The 13,506-nt window shown below is 73.0% G+C and carries 11 protein-coding genes and 1 pseudogene; 6 read left to right on the forward strand and 6 right to left on the reverse strand.

The features are described from left to right. Positions 1-29 precede the first annotated feature (29 nt). A complete protein-coding gene (locus ABFY07_RS08830) occupies positions 30-461 on the forward strand; it encodes a protein-tyrosine phosphatase family protein (protein ID WP_346173914.1) in 432 nt (143 codons plus the stop codon). Between the two features lie 157 nt (positions 462-618). Here the strand turns inward: ABFY07_RS08830 and ABFY07_RS08835 are convergent, their stop codons facing one another. Together ABFY07_RS08835 and ABFY07_RS08840 are read right to left on the reverse strand one after the other, a co-directional pair. Beyond that, entirely contained in the window at positions 619-1,170 is a 552-nt protein-coding gene (locus ABFY07_RS08835) for a hypothetical protein (protein ID WP_346173915.1), read from the reverse strand. Next, on the reverse strand, positions 1,170-1,883 hold the full coding sequence (locus ABFY07_RS08840; protein WP_346173916.1) for a hypothetical protein: 714 nt from the start codon (positions 1,881-1,883) through the stop codon (positions 1,170-1,172). Before ABFY07_RS08840 ends, ABFY07_RS08835 begins: the two co-directional genes overlap by 1 nt. A 188-nt stretch (positions 1,884-2,071) precedes the next feature. Here ABFY07_RS08840 and ABFY07_RS08845 point away from each other — a divergent pair, with 188 nt between their 5' ends. Further along, entirely contained in the window at positions 2,072-2,635 is a 564-nt protein-coding gene (locus ABFY07_RS08845; protein ID WP_346173917.1) for a GNAT family N-acetyltransferase, read from the forward strand. Between the two features lie 101 nt (positions 2,636-2,736). On the opposite strand, the gene ABFY07_RS08850 is transcribed toward ABFY07_RS08845, so the two are convergent. Then, the gene (locus ABFY07_RS08850; RefSeq protein ID WP_346173918.1) at positions 2,737-4,809 is read right to left on the reverse strand and encodes an MDR family MFS transporter; all 2,073 of its coding nucleotides are present in this window, start codon (positions 4,807-4,809) and stop codon (positions 2,737-2,739) included. Positions 4,810-5,019: 210 nt separating this feature from the next. Between ABFY07_RS08850 and ABFY07_RS08855 the strand changes: the two genes are divergently transcribed. Further along, positions 5,020-6,372, forward strand: a complete 1,353-nt coding sequence (locus ABFY07_RS08855; RefSeq protein ID WP_346173919.1) for a peptidoglycan-binding domain-containing protein — start codon at positions 5,020-5,022, stop codon at positions 6,370-6,372. Positions 6,373-6,591: 219 nt separating this feature from the next. Further along, the gene (locus tag ABFY07_RS08860; RefSeq protein ID WP_346173920.1) at positions 6,592-7,254 is read left to right on the forward strand and encodes an HAD-IA family hydrolase; all 663 of its coding nucleotides are present in this window, start codon (positions 6,592-6,594) and stop codon (positions 7,252-7,254) included. A gap of 108 nt (positions 7,255-7,362) precedes the next feature. Here ABFY07_RS08860 and ABFY07_RS08865 read toward each other — a convergent pair whose 3' ends face one another. Together ABFY07_RS08865 and ABFY07_RS08870 are read right to left on the reverse strand one after the other, a co-directional pair. Beyond that, positions 7,363-7,944, reverse strand: a complete 582-nt coding sequence (locus ABFY07_RS08865; RefSeq protein WP_065958858.1) for a TMEM165/GDT1 family protein — start codon at positions 7,942-7,944, stop codon at positions 7,363-7,365. A gap of 201 nt (positions 7,945-8,145) precedes the next feature. Beyond that, positions 8,146-8,967: an ABC transporter permease gene (locus tag ABFY07_RS08870; RefSeq protein ID WP_346173921.1), complete on the reverse strand. Its 822-nt coding sequence runs from the start codon at positions 8,965-8,967 to the stop codon at positions 8,146-8,148. A 255-nt stretch (positions 8,968-9,222) separates the two neighbouring features. On the opposite strand from ABFY07_RS08870, the gene ABFY07_RS08875 reads away from it, so the two are divergent. Further along, positions 9,223-9,894, forward strand: coding sequence for an HNH endonuclease family protein (locus tag ABFY07_RS08875; protein ID WP_065958859.1), 672 nt, complete (start codon positions 9,223-9,225; stop codon positions 9,892-9,894). Positions 9,895-10,601: 707 nt separating this feature from the next. Here ABFY07_RS08875 and ABFY07_RS08880 read toward each other — a convergent pair. Beyond that, on the reverse strand, positions 10,602-12,242 hold the full coding sequence (locus ABFY07_RS08880; protein WP_346173922.1) for a recombinase family protein: 1,641 nt from the start codon (positions 12,240-12,242) through the stop codon (positions 10,602-10,604). A 38-nt stretch (positions 12,243-12,280) separates the two neighbouring features. Here ABFY07_RS08880 and ABFY07_RS08885 point away from each other — a divergent pair. After that, positions 12,281-13,321, forward strand: a pseudogene (locus ABFY07_RS08885) (metallophosphoesterase family protein); the annotation flags it as partial. Positions 13,322-13,506: the final 185 nt, after the last annotated feature.

Raw genomic sequence — 13,506 nt, forward strand, 5'->3', positions numbered from 1 at the left:
ACGGGGCGGCGGGGCTACCCTCGCTCGACATGATCACTACGTGGGAGCCCACGGCCGCGGGCGTGTTGCGGCTGCCGTCGGGTCGGCTCGTACGGGGCAGGGGGCTGCGCCGGCCGCTGCCCGCCGGGCCCGAGCCGGACTTCGCGCTGTATCTGCTGGGCAAGGAACCCCCGGCCGTCTCGTGGGAGGCGCGCTGGGTCCGCTGGCCGGACTTCCGGCTGCCGTCCGACCGGGCCGCGGCCACCGAGGCGCTGCGCGAGGCGTGGGAGCGGGCCGCGTCCGAGCGGGTGGAGGTGGCGTGCGGCGGCGGGGTCGGCCGTACGGGCACGGCGCTGGCCTGCCTCGCGGTGCTGGACGGGGTGGCGAGCGGCGAGGCGGTCGCCTACGTCCGCGAACACTACGCGGCGCGCGCCGTGGAGACGCCCTGGCAACGCCGCTTCGTCGCCCGCTTCACGCCATGAACGCCACGGCCACGACCTGGGCCGCGGCCGTGGCCGTGGCCGTCTGACCAGGACGGATGACGAGCGCGGACACGCCGCCGCCTCCGGCACGCCGGGTCGTGGCGTGCCGGAGGCGGCGGCGTGTCGCTGCGTCGTCGTTCCGCGGGGGCCTGCCCGCTCAGATGCTCAGCAGGCGTTCCAGGACGTCGCGGTAGCCGCGCATGGCCAGCCGCAGCTCCTCGGTCCGTACCGTGCCCGTCCCGTCGGCCTCGTCCTCGCTCCAGGTGTCGCGCAGCGTGCGGCGGCGGTCGGCCAGGAGTTCGGTGAGGCGGGCGGACAGCTCCTCGAGGAGCCGGTCGGCCTCCTCCACGGCGCCGCGCGGGGCGTCCACGAAGCCGCTGACCACGTGGCGCAGGCGTTCGGTCAGCTCGGTGTGGTCGCTCGGCGGGATGACCGGGAAGGGCGGGCCCTCGGGGTCGGCCCCCGTGGCCCCCGCAACCCCGGGGGCCGCCGGGGCGCCGACCCCGGTGGGACCAGCTGCGCTCGCGGGGCCCGTGGCGCCCGGGGTCCCGGGGCCCGGGGTCCCGGTGGCCGCCCCCGGCGTCGTGGCCGCCCCCGGCGCCGTTCCGGCGGTCCCGGCCGCCGGCGCCGCGCCGGGTGCGTACGGCGCCTTGGCGGTGGTGGCGTGGCCGCGTGGCGCGGCGGACGTGTCAGGGGTGGTCTCGCGCATCAGAGGTCACCCCGCCCCATGTTCCCGCCCCGCATGGCCCACGGCGCGTGCGGCCGGGTGCCGAGTCGGTGGCGCATGCCGCCGCCCCGGTGGTCGCGGGTGCCGCCGCCGAACCGGCGCCGGTGGTGGTGTTGCTGGTGGGCGGTGTCCTTGCCGTCCGCGCTGTGGTGCGGCGGCTTGACCAGGTCCTCGAAGAGGGCCCGGGCGTGCACCACGGCCTCGCGCAGCTCCTCGGTGTCCGCCCGGCCCTCGCGGGCCCGCAGGGCGGCCGCGTGGATCTGGCGGTAGCCCTGCACGGTGTCCGCGTGATGCACCGACAGGGCCGCGACCTGCTCGTCGTAGCGGTCGGAGGGGAAACCGCGGTCGTGGGCGAGGTGGGCCAGCAGCTGGTCGGCGTCGGCCACGGCACGGGCGGGCTGCTCGATGAACTCCTCCTGCACCCCGGCCCATTCGGCCACGTAACGCTCGCGCAACTCGCCGGAGAGGGGCTGCGTCTTGAGGTCGCCGTGCCGCCGCAGCCGCTCGTCCAGCTCCCGCTCGGCCGCCTTCGTATCGCCCGCGTGGCGGGCGACGGTCAGGTCGTACTCGGGTCCGAAGTGGCGTCGCAGAGCGCGGTTCCGGCCTCCGCCGCGCGCTCGGGCGATTCCGACGGCGAGCGCGGCGACGATGACGACGGCAGCGACAACCACGATGATGGTCGTGCCAGTTGACATGGTCTGCTTCTGCCTTCCACAGGTGCCCCCTTCCGTCCGGGGGCTGGTCCTCTTCGGGTGTCCCGGTCCGCCGCCGTCAAACTAACGGGCGTTCAGAGGCGGTCGCGGGACTGCGGGGTCCCGCGAGGCGAGGGGCCGGGGGATCAATTCGCGTGCGCGGCCCGGCGGCGGCTGTCAGGATGCCCGCCATGAGCAGCACGCCCCGCACCCGCACCCCCGCCCTCACCACCGCGCCGTGGGCGGTCGCGCCGCATCCGGTCGACGACCCCGTCTCGGCCCGGCTGCTGCGCGAGTACCTGGTCGATGTCGCCGACCGCTGGTACGAGCTGTACGAGGGGCGGTCCTCGACGCCTGAGGAGATCGAGCGGCACCTCGCCGAGATGCCGAGCGACGACCTCGCCCCGCCGCACGGCGTCTTCCTGGTGGCCCACCGCGCCGGCGAGCTCGCCGGCTGCGCGGGCGTGCGGCTGCTGAAGGAGGGCGGCGCGGCGGAGCTCAAGCGGATGTTCGTACGGCCGGACCAGCGCGGCCTCGGCGGCGCCGGCGTGCTCCTCGCGGCGGCCGAGGCCGCCGCGCGCGAGCTGGGGGCCGGGCGGATGGTGCTGGAGACCCGGCTGGACCTCACCGAGGCACGCGCCCTGTACGCGCGCCATGGGTACGTGGACGTGCCGCCGTTCTGCGAGGGGCCGTACTCGGAGGTCTGGCTGGGGAAGGAACTCGGCGACCCCCTCGGCACCCCGCTCGCCGGCTGACTCGGCCCTCCGCTCGCCGGCTGAAACGGCGCACCGCTCGCCGGCTGAATCAGCGCCCGGTCAGCGCACCGCTCGGCGGCCTGCCGCCTGCCGCCGCGCGCTCACACCTCTCGCGGCGGCTCCGGGCGGTGGGCGTCCCCGTCGTGCGGCTGCTCCGCGTCCGAGCCGCACAGCTCCCGGTTGAGCTCGCGCACCAGCTCGATCAGGTCGGTCGGGCGGTCCGGGGACCACCAGTCGCCCAGCAGGTCGGCCAGGGACTCCTCGCGGGCGCGGTAGAGCCGGTCAGCCGCCTCGCTCCCCTCCCCGGTGGGCACGAGCGCCAGCCCCTCCCGTACGCCGAGCTTCCGCTCCTCGATCTGCCGGGCCGCCTCCGTGATGACCCGCAGCGGCACGGTGGAGCGCTCGGCCAGCAGGAAGGGTTCGACCGCGCCGTCGCGGCTCATGCGCAGCAGCATCCAGCTCGCGGCCGGTTTGAGGTCGAGGCCCACCCGTTGGGTGATCTCCTCGTAGATCCGCTTGCGGCCCTCGCGGTGGCCGAGCACCGAGAGGGCGCGCGCGGCCTCCTCGTGGGAGGAGCGCTCGACGGGGTTCGTGGCGACGACCTCGCTGGCGTCGGGCGCGGTGACGCTGGCCCGTAGCGGCTCCTCCTTCAGGAACCAGGCCAGGACGAAGGCGATCAGCACGATGGGGGCCGCGTACAGGAACACGTCGGTGATGGAGACGGAGTACGCGTCCAGCACCCTGGCCCGCAGCGCCGCGGGCAGCATCCCCACGGCCCTGGGATCGGCGCTCAGCGCGCCGGGATCGATGCCGGGTGGCAGCCGCCGCCCGGCCAGCACGTCGGTGAGGTGCGGGGCGAGGCTGCTCGCGAAGAGCGCGCCGAAGACGGAGACGCCGAAGGAGCCGCCGATGGAGCGGAAGAAGGTGATGCCGGAGGTGGCGACGCCCAGGTCCTGGTAGCTGACGGCGTTCTGGACGATGATCACCAGGACCTGCATGACCAGCCCGAGCCCGACGCCGAAGACGAAGAAGTACGCGCTGGTCTCGGCCACGCCGCTGGCGGGCCGCAACTGGTGCAGGAGCAGCAGCCCGAGGGCGGTCACGCCGGTGCCGAGGATCGGGAAGACCTTGTACCGCCCGGTGCGGCTGATGAGCTGGCCGGAGCCGGTGGAGGCGAGCAGCATGCCGAAGACCATCGGCAGCATGTGGACGCCGGACAGGGTCGGCGAGACGCCCTGCACGACCTGGAGGAAGGTCGGCAGGTAGGTCATGCTGCCGAACATCGCGAAGCCGACGACGAAGCCGATGACCGAGCAGAGCGTGAAGGTGCGGCCGCGGAAGAGCTTCAGCGGGAGGACGGGTTCCGCGGCGCGCCGCTCCACCCGTACGAAGGCCGCCAGCAGGACGAGCCCGAGCAGCCCGAGCCCGACGATCTGCCAGGAGCCCCAGGGGTAGTTGACGCCGCCGAGGGAGGTCATCAGGACCAGGGCGGCGGCGACGGCGGCGATGAGGAGGGTGCCGAGGTAGTCGATGGTGTGGCGGGCGCGCCGGACCGGGATCTGGAGCGCGGCGGAGATGACGGCGAGCGCGACGATGCCCAGCGGCAGGTTGACGTAGAAGACCCAGCGCCAGCTGAGGTGGTCGACGAAGAGCCCGCCGAGCAGCGGCCCGAGGACGCTGGTGGCGCCGAAGACCGCGCCGAAGAGACCCTGGTAGCGGCCGCGCTCCCGGGGCGAGACGATGTCGCCGACGATCGCCATCGACAGCACGATCAGCCCGCCGCCGCCCAGCCCCTGGAGCCCGCGGAAGGCGATCAGCTGCGGCATGTTCCGCGCGAGCCCGCACAGCGCCGAGCCGACGAGGAAGAGCACGATGGCGCCCTGGAAGAGCCGCTTGCGCCCGTACTGGTCGCCGAGCTTGCCCCACAGCGGGGTGGCGGCGGTCGAGGCGAGCAGATACGCGGTGACGACCCAGGAGAGGTGTTCCAGGCCGCCGAGTTCGCTGACGATCGTGGGCAGGGCGGTGGCGACGATGGTCTGGTCGAGGGCGGCGAGCAGCAGGCCGAGCAGCAGGGCACCGATCGCCACGAGGACGGTCCGCTTCGTACGGGCCTCCCCCGGCCCGAGGGCCACGGGGCCCGGGGCAGGGGTCGGGCGGCTCGCGTCCTGCGCCATGGTGGCTCCTCGACCGCGCGGCCGCCCGCCTCCGGGCGCCGCGCTCGCACGCTCGTGTCGTCCTTGTGCTCGTCCTCACCCCCATCCTCGCCTTTATGTCCCGCTATGGCCCGCCGAGAAGGTCCACACCCGGGGACCACCCGGGGGAAGCGCTGCGCGGAACATGACAGGCTCTGCATAATCGCTGCGACTCCAGGGAGGGATAGACCCGTGACGGCAGACCTCTGCCCGCACTGCTTCGCACCGGCGCGCGCCAACGGCCGCCCCGGTTGCGCGTGCGCCGCGCGTGCCGCCGCCGCGGCCGCCGCGGCGGCGGGCGACAGCGAGGACCGCATACGCGACGACCGCGACGGCACCCGTGGCCGCGACGCCACAGGCGTCACCGGCACCACTGGCACCACCGGCGACCGCAGACGCGACGGCTTCGACGACTTCGACGACGAGATCCGCGACGACCCGATGGGCCCGCGCCCGTACGTCACGCTCTCCGGCGAGGGCCGCCGCAAGGGCCCCGAGCTGCGCGACATACGGCTGTTCGAGCGCATGACGACCCGCAGAGCGACCCGCGACGCCCACGATGCGGACACGGATTCCGGGCAGGGGAACAGAGGGGACAGAGGGGACAGCGCGGGCAGAGCGGACGCAGCGGGCGGCGCCGCCGGTACGGGCGGAGCCGCCGGTACGGACTGGGCGACCCGTACGGACTGGGCGCCCGGCAGGGGCAGCGGCGACCGGGCGAGCGGCACGGACCGGGCGAGCGAGCCGAACGGCGCCGACACGGCCCCGGGGGCCGCCGCCGCGACGCAGGCCTTCGAACCCATCACCCAGCCCATCGACACGGTCGGCGCCCCACGCCCCGGCGCGGACTCACCCGCCGACTCGCCCGACTCCGCCGACGGCGGGGCCGGGGCCGGCCTCGGGCGCCACCGCAAGAGCCGGCGCGGCCCGGTGGTGGCGGTGCTCTCCGGGGCCGCCGCCGTGGCGGTGGCGGGCACGCTGGCCTTCGGCACCGGTTTACTGGGCGGCGACAAGAAGCACGACCAGGACAGCGATCGCGCGCTGTCGGACGCGAGCTCCAGCGCCCCGGCCGACGACCCGACCACCGAGGACGGCGAGCCGTCCGACAAGGCGTCGCCCTCGGCGTCGTCGGCCACGCCCACCGCGACGCCGTCCGCCTCCAGGCACGCGAGCGCGAGCGCGAGCCCGCGGCCCAGCCGGTCGCCCTCGACGCTGAAGTCGGGGGACGCCTCCAGGACGGCCGTCCCGCCCACCCCCTCGGCGACCGACGCGAGCGGCAGCGTCTCCCCCGACCCGACCGAGAGCCCGACCCCCACCGGCCCGCCCGTACTGCGCGAGGGCGACAGCGGTCCGGAGGTGGTCGAGCTGCAGAAGCGCCTGGGCCAGCTGCTGATCTACCTCGGGTCGGCGGACGGCGACTTCGACGACGGCGTACGGAACGCGGTCTCCAGCTTCCAGACCACCTACGGGGTGGAGGGCGACCCGGAGGGCGTGTACGGGCCCCAGACGCGCAAGGCGCTGGAGGCGCGGACCGACGAACCGTAACGAGGAGGCGAGCCGTGACGAGCGGCGGGCCGTAAGGAGCAGCGGGCCGTGACGAGCGGCGGGCCGTGACGAGCGGCGGGCCGCGGAGCCGTCCATGGGCCGCAAGGCTGGCGCACCGGCGGCGCTCTTTGTATCGTAGAGGAACAAAGTGGTTCCGCCCGCATTCCCTGACCGGCGGGCGGAACCACTTGTCTGTCTCCCGCGCCTTGGAGTACGCCGATGCCGGCCACCGCCCCGCTCACCGCCCGCGCCCTCCTCCTCGACATGGACGGCACCCTCGTGAACTCCGATGCCGTGGTGGAGCGCTGCTGGCGCCACTGGGCGGCCGAGCACGGGCTCGACGGGGACAGCGTCATCGAGGTCGTGCACGGCCGGCAGGGGTACGCCACCATGGCGGTGCTGCTCCCCGAGCGGCCCATGGAGGAGAACCTGGCCGACAACCAGCGGATGCTGGAGCGGGAGACCGCGGACGTCGACGGCGTCGTGGCCATCCCCGGCGCCCCCGCCTTCATGGCCTCCCTCGCGGACCTTCCGCACGCCCTGGTCACCTCCGCCGACGAGGGGCTGGCCCGCGCCCGCATGGACGCGGCGGGGCTGCCGATGCCGCGCGTGCGGGTCACGGCGGAGCGCGTGGGGGCGAGCAAGCCGGATCCGGAGGGCTTCCTCAAGGGCGCGGCCGAGCTGGGCTTCCGGCCCCAGGACTGCGTGGTCTTCGAGGACTCCGAGGTCGGCATCGCGGCGGGCCGGGCGGCCGGCATGCGGGTGGTGGGCGTCGGCCCCCGGGCGGCGGCCCACACCCCCGACGCGCACGTACGGGACCTGGAGCAGGTCCGCGTCGAGGCGCTGCCGGACGGCACCCTGCGCCTGCGCTTCACGGACTGACCCCGCGCACCGCCCCGACCCGGAGCCGGGCACAAACCCCGGCCCGGCTCCGGAGACGCACCCCGGCCCGGCGCCGGGGACGGTCCCCCGGCGCCGGGCGCGGGTGCGTCAGGCCACCACCGCCTCGTACAGGCTGAACCCGGCCAGCGTCAGCATCACCAGCGCCGCCACCTTCGTGATCAGCCGCAGCGGCACGTACCGCATCAGCGTGCGGCCGCCCACGATGCCGAGGCCCGCGACCGCCCACAGGGCGAGCACCGCGCCGATGCCGACCGACAGCGGGTCGTCGTAGCGGGCGGCCAGGTTGGCCGTCATGATCTGGGTCAGGTCGCCGAACTCCGCGACCAGGATGAGCATGAACCCCGCCCCGGAGACCTTCCAGAAGCTCTGGTCGGCGGGCTTGCGGATCTCCTCCTCGTCGTCGTCCTTCTTCAGCAGCAGCATCGTCGCGCCGGCGAGGAACAGCACTCCGACGATCGCCTGGACGAGGCGGTGCGGGAGCAGCCCGAGCACGCTGCCCGCCGCGATCGCGAGCGAGACGTGGACCGCGAAGGCGGCGGCGACCCCCACGAAGACGTACGAGGCGCGGTAGCGGGTGCCGAGCATCAGCCCGGCGAGGGCGGTCTTGTCGGGAAGTTCGGCCAGGAAGACGACGCCGAAGACGACGGCGGCGACGGTGAGACTGAACACGGGTGGGTTACCTCGAAGGCTCGGGGCCGCGCCGGGAGGGGCCCTGGGAAGGGGTCGCTTCGGCACGGCAGCGTCGGACACTGCGGCCGAAGGTCTCGCTGGCGCACGGGCGGAATCCCCTGGGACGGGTCCCGTACGTACGCTCCGGGCGCCGGCCCGCACCACGAGGGGCGGGCAGTATGTCGACGGTCCGGCGAAGAGCTACTCCCCTTCTGCTGTCGGCAAGGATACGCGACGCGCCCGGTGCAGCCGCCCCCGCGCGACCAGCTCCAGGACCACCGCGACCGCCACCGCCTGCACCGCCATCAGCGCGACCAGCACGAACAGCTGTACCGCGCCCGCCATCACGGGCGAGGCGCCGCCCAGCAGCATGCCGACGAAGGCCCCGGGGAGTGTGACGAGCCCCACAGTCCTGGTCTGGTCGAGCCCCGGCACCAGCGCGTCCGAGGCGGCCGGGCGGGCGATCTCCAGCCGGGCGTCCCGGTCCGGCAGGCCGAGCGCCAGGCCCGCCTCCACCTCGCCGTGGCGGGCGGTCAGCTCGTCCAGCGCGCGCCGGCCGCCGAGCACGGTGGCGGTGAGGGCGCCGCCGATGAGGATGCCGGTGATGGGGATGAGCGCGACGCCCTTGAGCGGGACCAGCCCGGTCAGCAGCAGGACGGCGACCACGGGCACCACCCCGGCGCCGATCGGGAGCGCCGCCCACCACCAGGTGTGGTTGTCGGTGATGCGGCGGCCCGCGGTGCGTACGGCGACGCCGAACATCACCAGGAGGAAGGCCAGCAGCGTCGCCAGGGCGTGCACCACCCAGCCGATGAGGTACGAGACGGCGGCCAGCTGGACCGCCGCGCGCAGCCCGGCGACGGCGATGGCGCGCGCGTAGCCGCGGTCGCGGCGGTCCGCGAGGCGGGCCCGGGCGGCGACGGTGACGGCGGCCAGGAGCAGGGCGGCGAGCACGGCCCCGAGGACGGGGTTGACCGGGAGCAGGGTGGCGGAGGAGGCCGCGCGGGCGGCGAGGACGTACACGCTTCACGGTAGGCCGGGGGCTCCCGGGGCGGGCATTCGGCGCGGAATCCGTCGCGCTGCGGACATTCGGCCCCGGAATGCGCCGCGGGGCCGGCATTCGGCGCGGAATCCGCCGCGAACCTCTCGACATGACGTGCACATGACGCCAATCTGTTACCTGTCGCACGCCGAAGAGAAACGTTTCGGCGACAGCATTACCCCCGCGTTACCCGGCTCCGACCGAGCCGAACCGTCCCCCACATCAAGGGAGTTCGCATGTCCCGAATACGCAACGCCTTCACCCGGCGCGGGCTCTACGCGCGTCGACGGCTGAGCGTACTGGCCGCGGCCACCGGTCTGATCGCCCTCACCGGCCTGTTCAACGGCCCGGCCGCCCAGGCGGCACTGCCCACCCCCGTCAGCGCCGCCACCGCCCGCACCTACCTCGCCTCGCTGACCGTGGCGACGGAGGACCGCACGGGCTACGACCGCGACCTCTTCCCCCACTGGATCACCCAGAGCGGCGCGTGCAACACCCGCGAGGTCGTCCTCAAGCGCGACGGCACCAACGTCCAGCAGGACTCGAGCTGCGCCGCGGTCAGCGGCACCTGGCGCTCCGTCTACGACAACGCGACCTGGACCGCCGCCTCCGACCTGGACATCGACCACGTCGTCCCGCTCGCCGAGGCCTGGGACTCCGGCGCGAGCAGGTGGACCACCTCCCGGCGCCAGGCGTTCGCCAACGACCTGACCCGCCCGCAGCTGATCGCCGTCACGGACAACGTGAACCAGGAGAAGGGTGACAAGGACCCGGCCGAGTGGCTGCCGCCGGTCACCTCGTACCGCTGCACGTACGCCCGCGCCTGGGTGCAGGTGAAGCACTACTACGGCCTGTCGGTCGACTCCGCCGAGAAGAGCGCCCTCAGCTCCCTCCTGAACGGCTGCTGAGCCCGGCGCCGGACGGCTGCCGAGCCCGGGCCGGACGCCGACCCGGAACCCCGCGCCCTCCTTCGTCGTTCCGTACCGAGACGCCTCGCGCGTCAAACGCCACGAAGGACGCCGTGACGCCACGAGCGACGGAGGAGGGCCGGATGGCCGGGTTGCGCCTGGGACCGCTGCTGCGCCACGTGGACTGGGAGACGGGCACGCTCGTCATCGTCGGCGACGGGGCCAACGACGAGGATGGGGGCGAAAGCGGGAACGGGACCAATGGAGGCGATCTGTGCGACCATGTGCATACTCATTCCTGTAAGTGCCGTGGGCCCCGGTATCCGCCAAGATGCATCGGGGCCTACGTCGCGACCGGGCTCGTATCCCCCGGTCACGGGTGGTTGACCACCCACAGATTGACACAGGCTCGACAGGTGGTCAACCACCTTGGCAAGCTATCCCCATGCCCAGTCAACACAAGAATCCCGTTCGCGGTCTGCGCGGCATTGATCAGAAGCTATGGGACGACTTCGAGGCGGCGACCACAGCAGTAGGCAGCGACCGTTCTGCGGAGCTGCGCCGATACATGGAGTGGTTCGTCCAACGTCCCGGCGCAGCACTCCCTGAGCGACCCCCAGCCGGCCCATGGTCGACGCCATAGCGTCTCGCGCTCGGACACACGGAAGCGGCCCCCATCGAGGGGCCGCTTCTGCGTTTCCGGCTAGTCAGTCTTGTGACAGCTCAAGAGACAAATCCTCAAGCGCCGCCGCCTCAGGGTCGGGCTGGCCCTCGTACCCCATGGTGAACGACATCCGTGACTCGTCCAGCGAGCGCCACCCCCCAGAGACTCCCTTGCGAACCGTGACACGGACACCTGCGTTCATGAGCATGTGGCGCCGCTCCACGTGGTTGATGTGCTGGCGCTCTTCCTCCGATGCCGTGACGAGCGGCCCCCACTCGTCGGCGTAGACCCTGCCAGTGGGCACCTCCACCCTGCTGGGCTCCACCTTCGGCGTGTCTTCCAACTCGGCCATCCGAGCGTCAAGAGCGTCTGCGCGCCGCTGCCACTCCTCTTTACCGGCCTTGGACTTCTGCCGCCCTTCCTGTTCCTGGTGCAGCTTGAACTCGGCCCGGGTGGCTTCGAGTTCTGGCCCCGGGTCATACCCGGGGGTCTCGATCACCTCGATGATCTGGAAGCGTCCGGCACGGAGGAGGAATTCACGCTCCACGTACGCCTCTGCCCATTCCCGCTTGATCGTGGTCGGTTCCTTGCACGTCTGCTGACGTTGGCGCGCGCCACACTTGAACGATGCGGGGCGCGTCCCCTGCTTAGACAGGTACATCGCACCGCCACACCCCGCGCAGAGAAGGATGTGAAGGAGCCAAGAGTCAGTGTCCTGACGTGTCCCGTTGCTGAACGACCGAGCAGCCAGCTTCGCCCCGATGACGTCAAACTCCGGGCGCGTGAGGATCGGCGTTTCCGTCGCGAGCACCGGGCGCCCCGCCTCGTCGCGGACGGGGTTGCCCTTGTGGGTCTTCCATCCGATCAAGGCCACAGACGTAAGCATCCCCGTGATCACGTTCCCGCTCCACAGGAAGCGCTCTCGTGTCTCCTGACGTCGCGTACGCCTCGCTCCTGTCGACTTCCCCCCGGTACTGCGCCCCTTCTTCAACGACCAGTAGTCGCGGGGCGACGGGATGCCTTCCTCGTTCAGTTCGATGGCGATCGCTGTGGGGCTCTTCTTCACGTCGAGTAGGCCCTTGATGATCCGCTCGATGACCTTGACAGCGTCGGGGTCCGGGACGAGCGTCCAACCGCCGCCCTCCAGCGGCGCGGGCATGTAGCCGTACGGCGGGCGCGAGCCGCGCCAGCGTAGCGGCATCCTGCGGATCGCTGCCTGCGCCCCGGTCACGCGGTCCCGGATGCTCATGGCTTCGACCTGTGCAGCGAAGGCGAAGAGGACCATCATCATTTCGGCGATGGGGTCCATCGGGTTACGGAAGTCGAAGGTCATGGTTGACCCACCACCGATGCCCTCGGCGAAGACGAGCAGCTTTCGATGCTCCCGTGCCCACTTCGCCAGTTCGTACATGTCTTGCATGGAGCGAATGGCACGGTCGAAGCGCCACCAGACAAGCGCGTCGAACTCAGTCGGCCGGCGCAGCCACTCCCCTAGCTGCGGCCGCTCGAACGGAGAGGTCTTGGAAGCACTGACGTCAAGATCCTCCGCTTCCCTGCCATCGAAGGTGATTCCCAGTTCACGCGCGGCCCTGTCGTCGGCCTCCCGCTGACGCTCCGGGCTGGTTGTCTCGTCGGTCAGCACACTCAGGCGGATACACCGCACTCCCCGCAGTCCAACAGCCACGGGCCCCCCTTTCAAAGGTGTAGTTCAGAGTATCTGGAGACTACGAGGTCATCGACGACTGGAACACCAGCGAGGCGTGGCTGCGGCGGATGCGCGCCACGCCCTGGTGGCGGGAGCGGATCCTCAGCGGCCTGATGTCGTACTGGGTCTACCAGCACCTCGGCAACCTCTCCCCGGCCGAGCTGGCGGCCGATCCGCTGTACGCGGCGGTGCGGGAGGCGCCGGACGGCACGGAGCCGCTGCGGGAGTTCGCCGCCCGCGCCGACGCCGACCCCACGTACGCCCGCTGGAGCTACCGCCGCGACTTCGGGCGGGTGCGGCTGCTGATGGTGGACACCCGGGCCGCCCGCGTGCTGGCGGAGGGCGAGCGGGCGATGGTCGCCGAGCCGGAGCTGGCCTGGCTGCGCGAGCAGTCGCTGGACGGCGCGGACGGCTACGCCACCGAGGGCAGCGCCGGGCCGTACGACCACCTGCTGATCGGCACCTCGCTCCCCTGGCTGCTGCCGCACTTCGTCCACGACGTGGAGGCGTGGAACGCCGCGGTGTGCGGCGGGGCGCGCGGTCCGCGGTGGGCGCGGCTGGGGGAAGACCTGCGCCGGCGCGGCGACTTGGAGCACTGGGCGGCCTTCCCCGAGTCCTTCGAGGCGCTCACCGAGCTGATCGCGAAGGTGGGCGGCGGGCCCTCGGCGCCGGCGACGATCAGTGTGCTGTCCGGCGATGTGCACCACGCGTACATCGCCGAGCCCGACTGGTCGCGGTGGCCGCAGCCGCCGGACAGCCGGGTGCGGCAGCTGACGTGTTCCCCCGTGCACAACCGCACCTACGCCTCCATCCGGCTCGGTTTCCGCTTCGGCTGGAGCCGGGCGGGCCGACGGCTCGGTCGCGCCTTCGCCCGGCACGGGCGGGCCACCCCGAGCCGGCTGGACTGGAGCAGGACGGGCGGGCCGTGGTTCGGCAACCAGCTGATGACGCTGACGCTGCGGGGGCGCGCCGCGCGGCTGCGGCTGGACCAGGCCCGGCCCGACCCCTCGGGCGGCGGGGCCCGGCTGGTCACGGCCCTGGAGACGGACGGTCTTTGAGGCCTGGAAGGTCTATTACGAGACGCTGTTGGGACAGCGGGGACGGGCCGGGCAGCCGGGAATCAGGGGCTCCACGGGATTCCGGAGACGATTTCTGGCCACCGAGCTCGACGGAGCGCAAGAGGCGGCCGTGCCGGGCGAGTCCGGGGTCATGACGTGTGATCGCTGATGTTGGACGAGCGGCC

This window comes from Streptomyces sparsogenes subsp. cuspidosporus (assembly GCF_039532705.1).
In the GTDB taxonomy this organism is placed as follows: Bacteria; Actinomycetota; Actinomycetes; order Streptomycetales; family Streptomycetaceae; genus Streptomyces; species Streptomyces sparsogenes.

Coding starts and splice junctions, on each gene's coding strand:
- ABFY07_RS08830 (WP_346173914.1), top strand. CDS start 30: ATGATCACTACGTGGGAGCCCACGGCCGCGGGCGTGTTGCGGCTGCCG.
- ABFY07_RS08835 (WP_346173915.1), bottom strand. CDS start 1,170: ATGCGCGAGACCACCCCTGACACGTCCGCCGCGCCACGCGGCCACGCC.
- ABFY07_RS08840 (WP_346173916.1), bottom strand. CDS start 1,883: ATGTCAACTGGCACGACCATCATCGTGGTTGTCGCTGCCGTCGTCATC.
- ABFY07_RS08845 (WP_346173917.1), top strand. CDS start 2,072: ATGAGCAGCACGCCCCGCACCCGCACCCCCGCCCTCACCACCGCGCCG.
- ABFY07_RS08850 (WP_346173918.1), bottom strand. CDS start 4,809: ATGGCGCAGGACGCGAGCCGCCCGACCCCTGCCCCGGGCCCCGTGGCC.
- ABFY07_RS08860 (WP_346173920.1), top strand. CDS start 6,592: ATGCCGGCCACCGCCCCGCTCACCGCCCGCGCCCTCCTCCTCGACATG.
- ABFY07_RS08875 (WP_065958859.1), top strand. CDS start 9,223: ATGTCCCGAATACGCAACGCCTTCACCCGGCGCGGGCTCTACGCGCGT.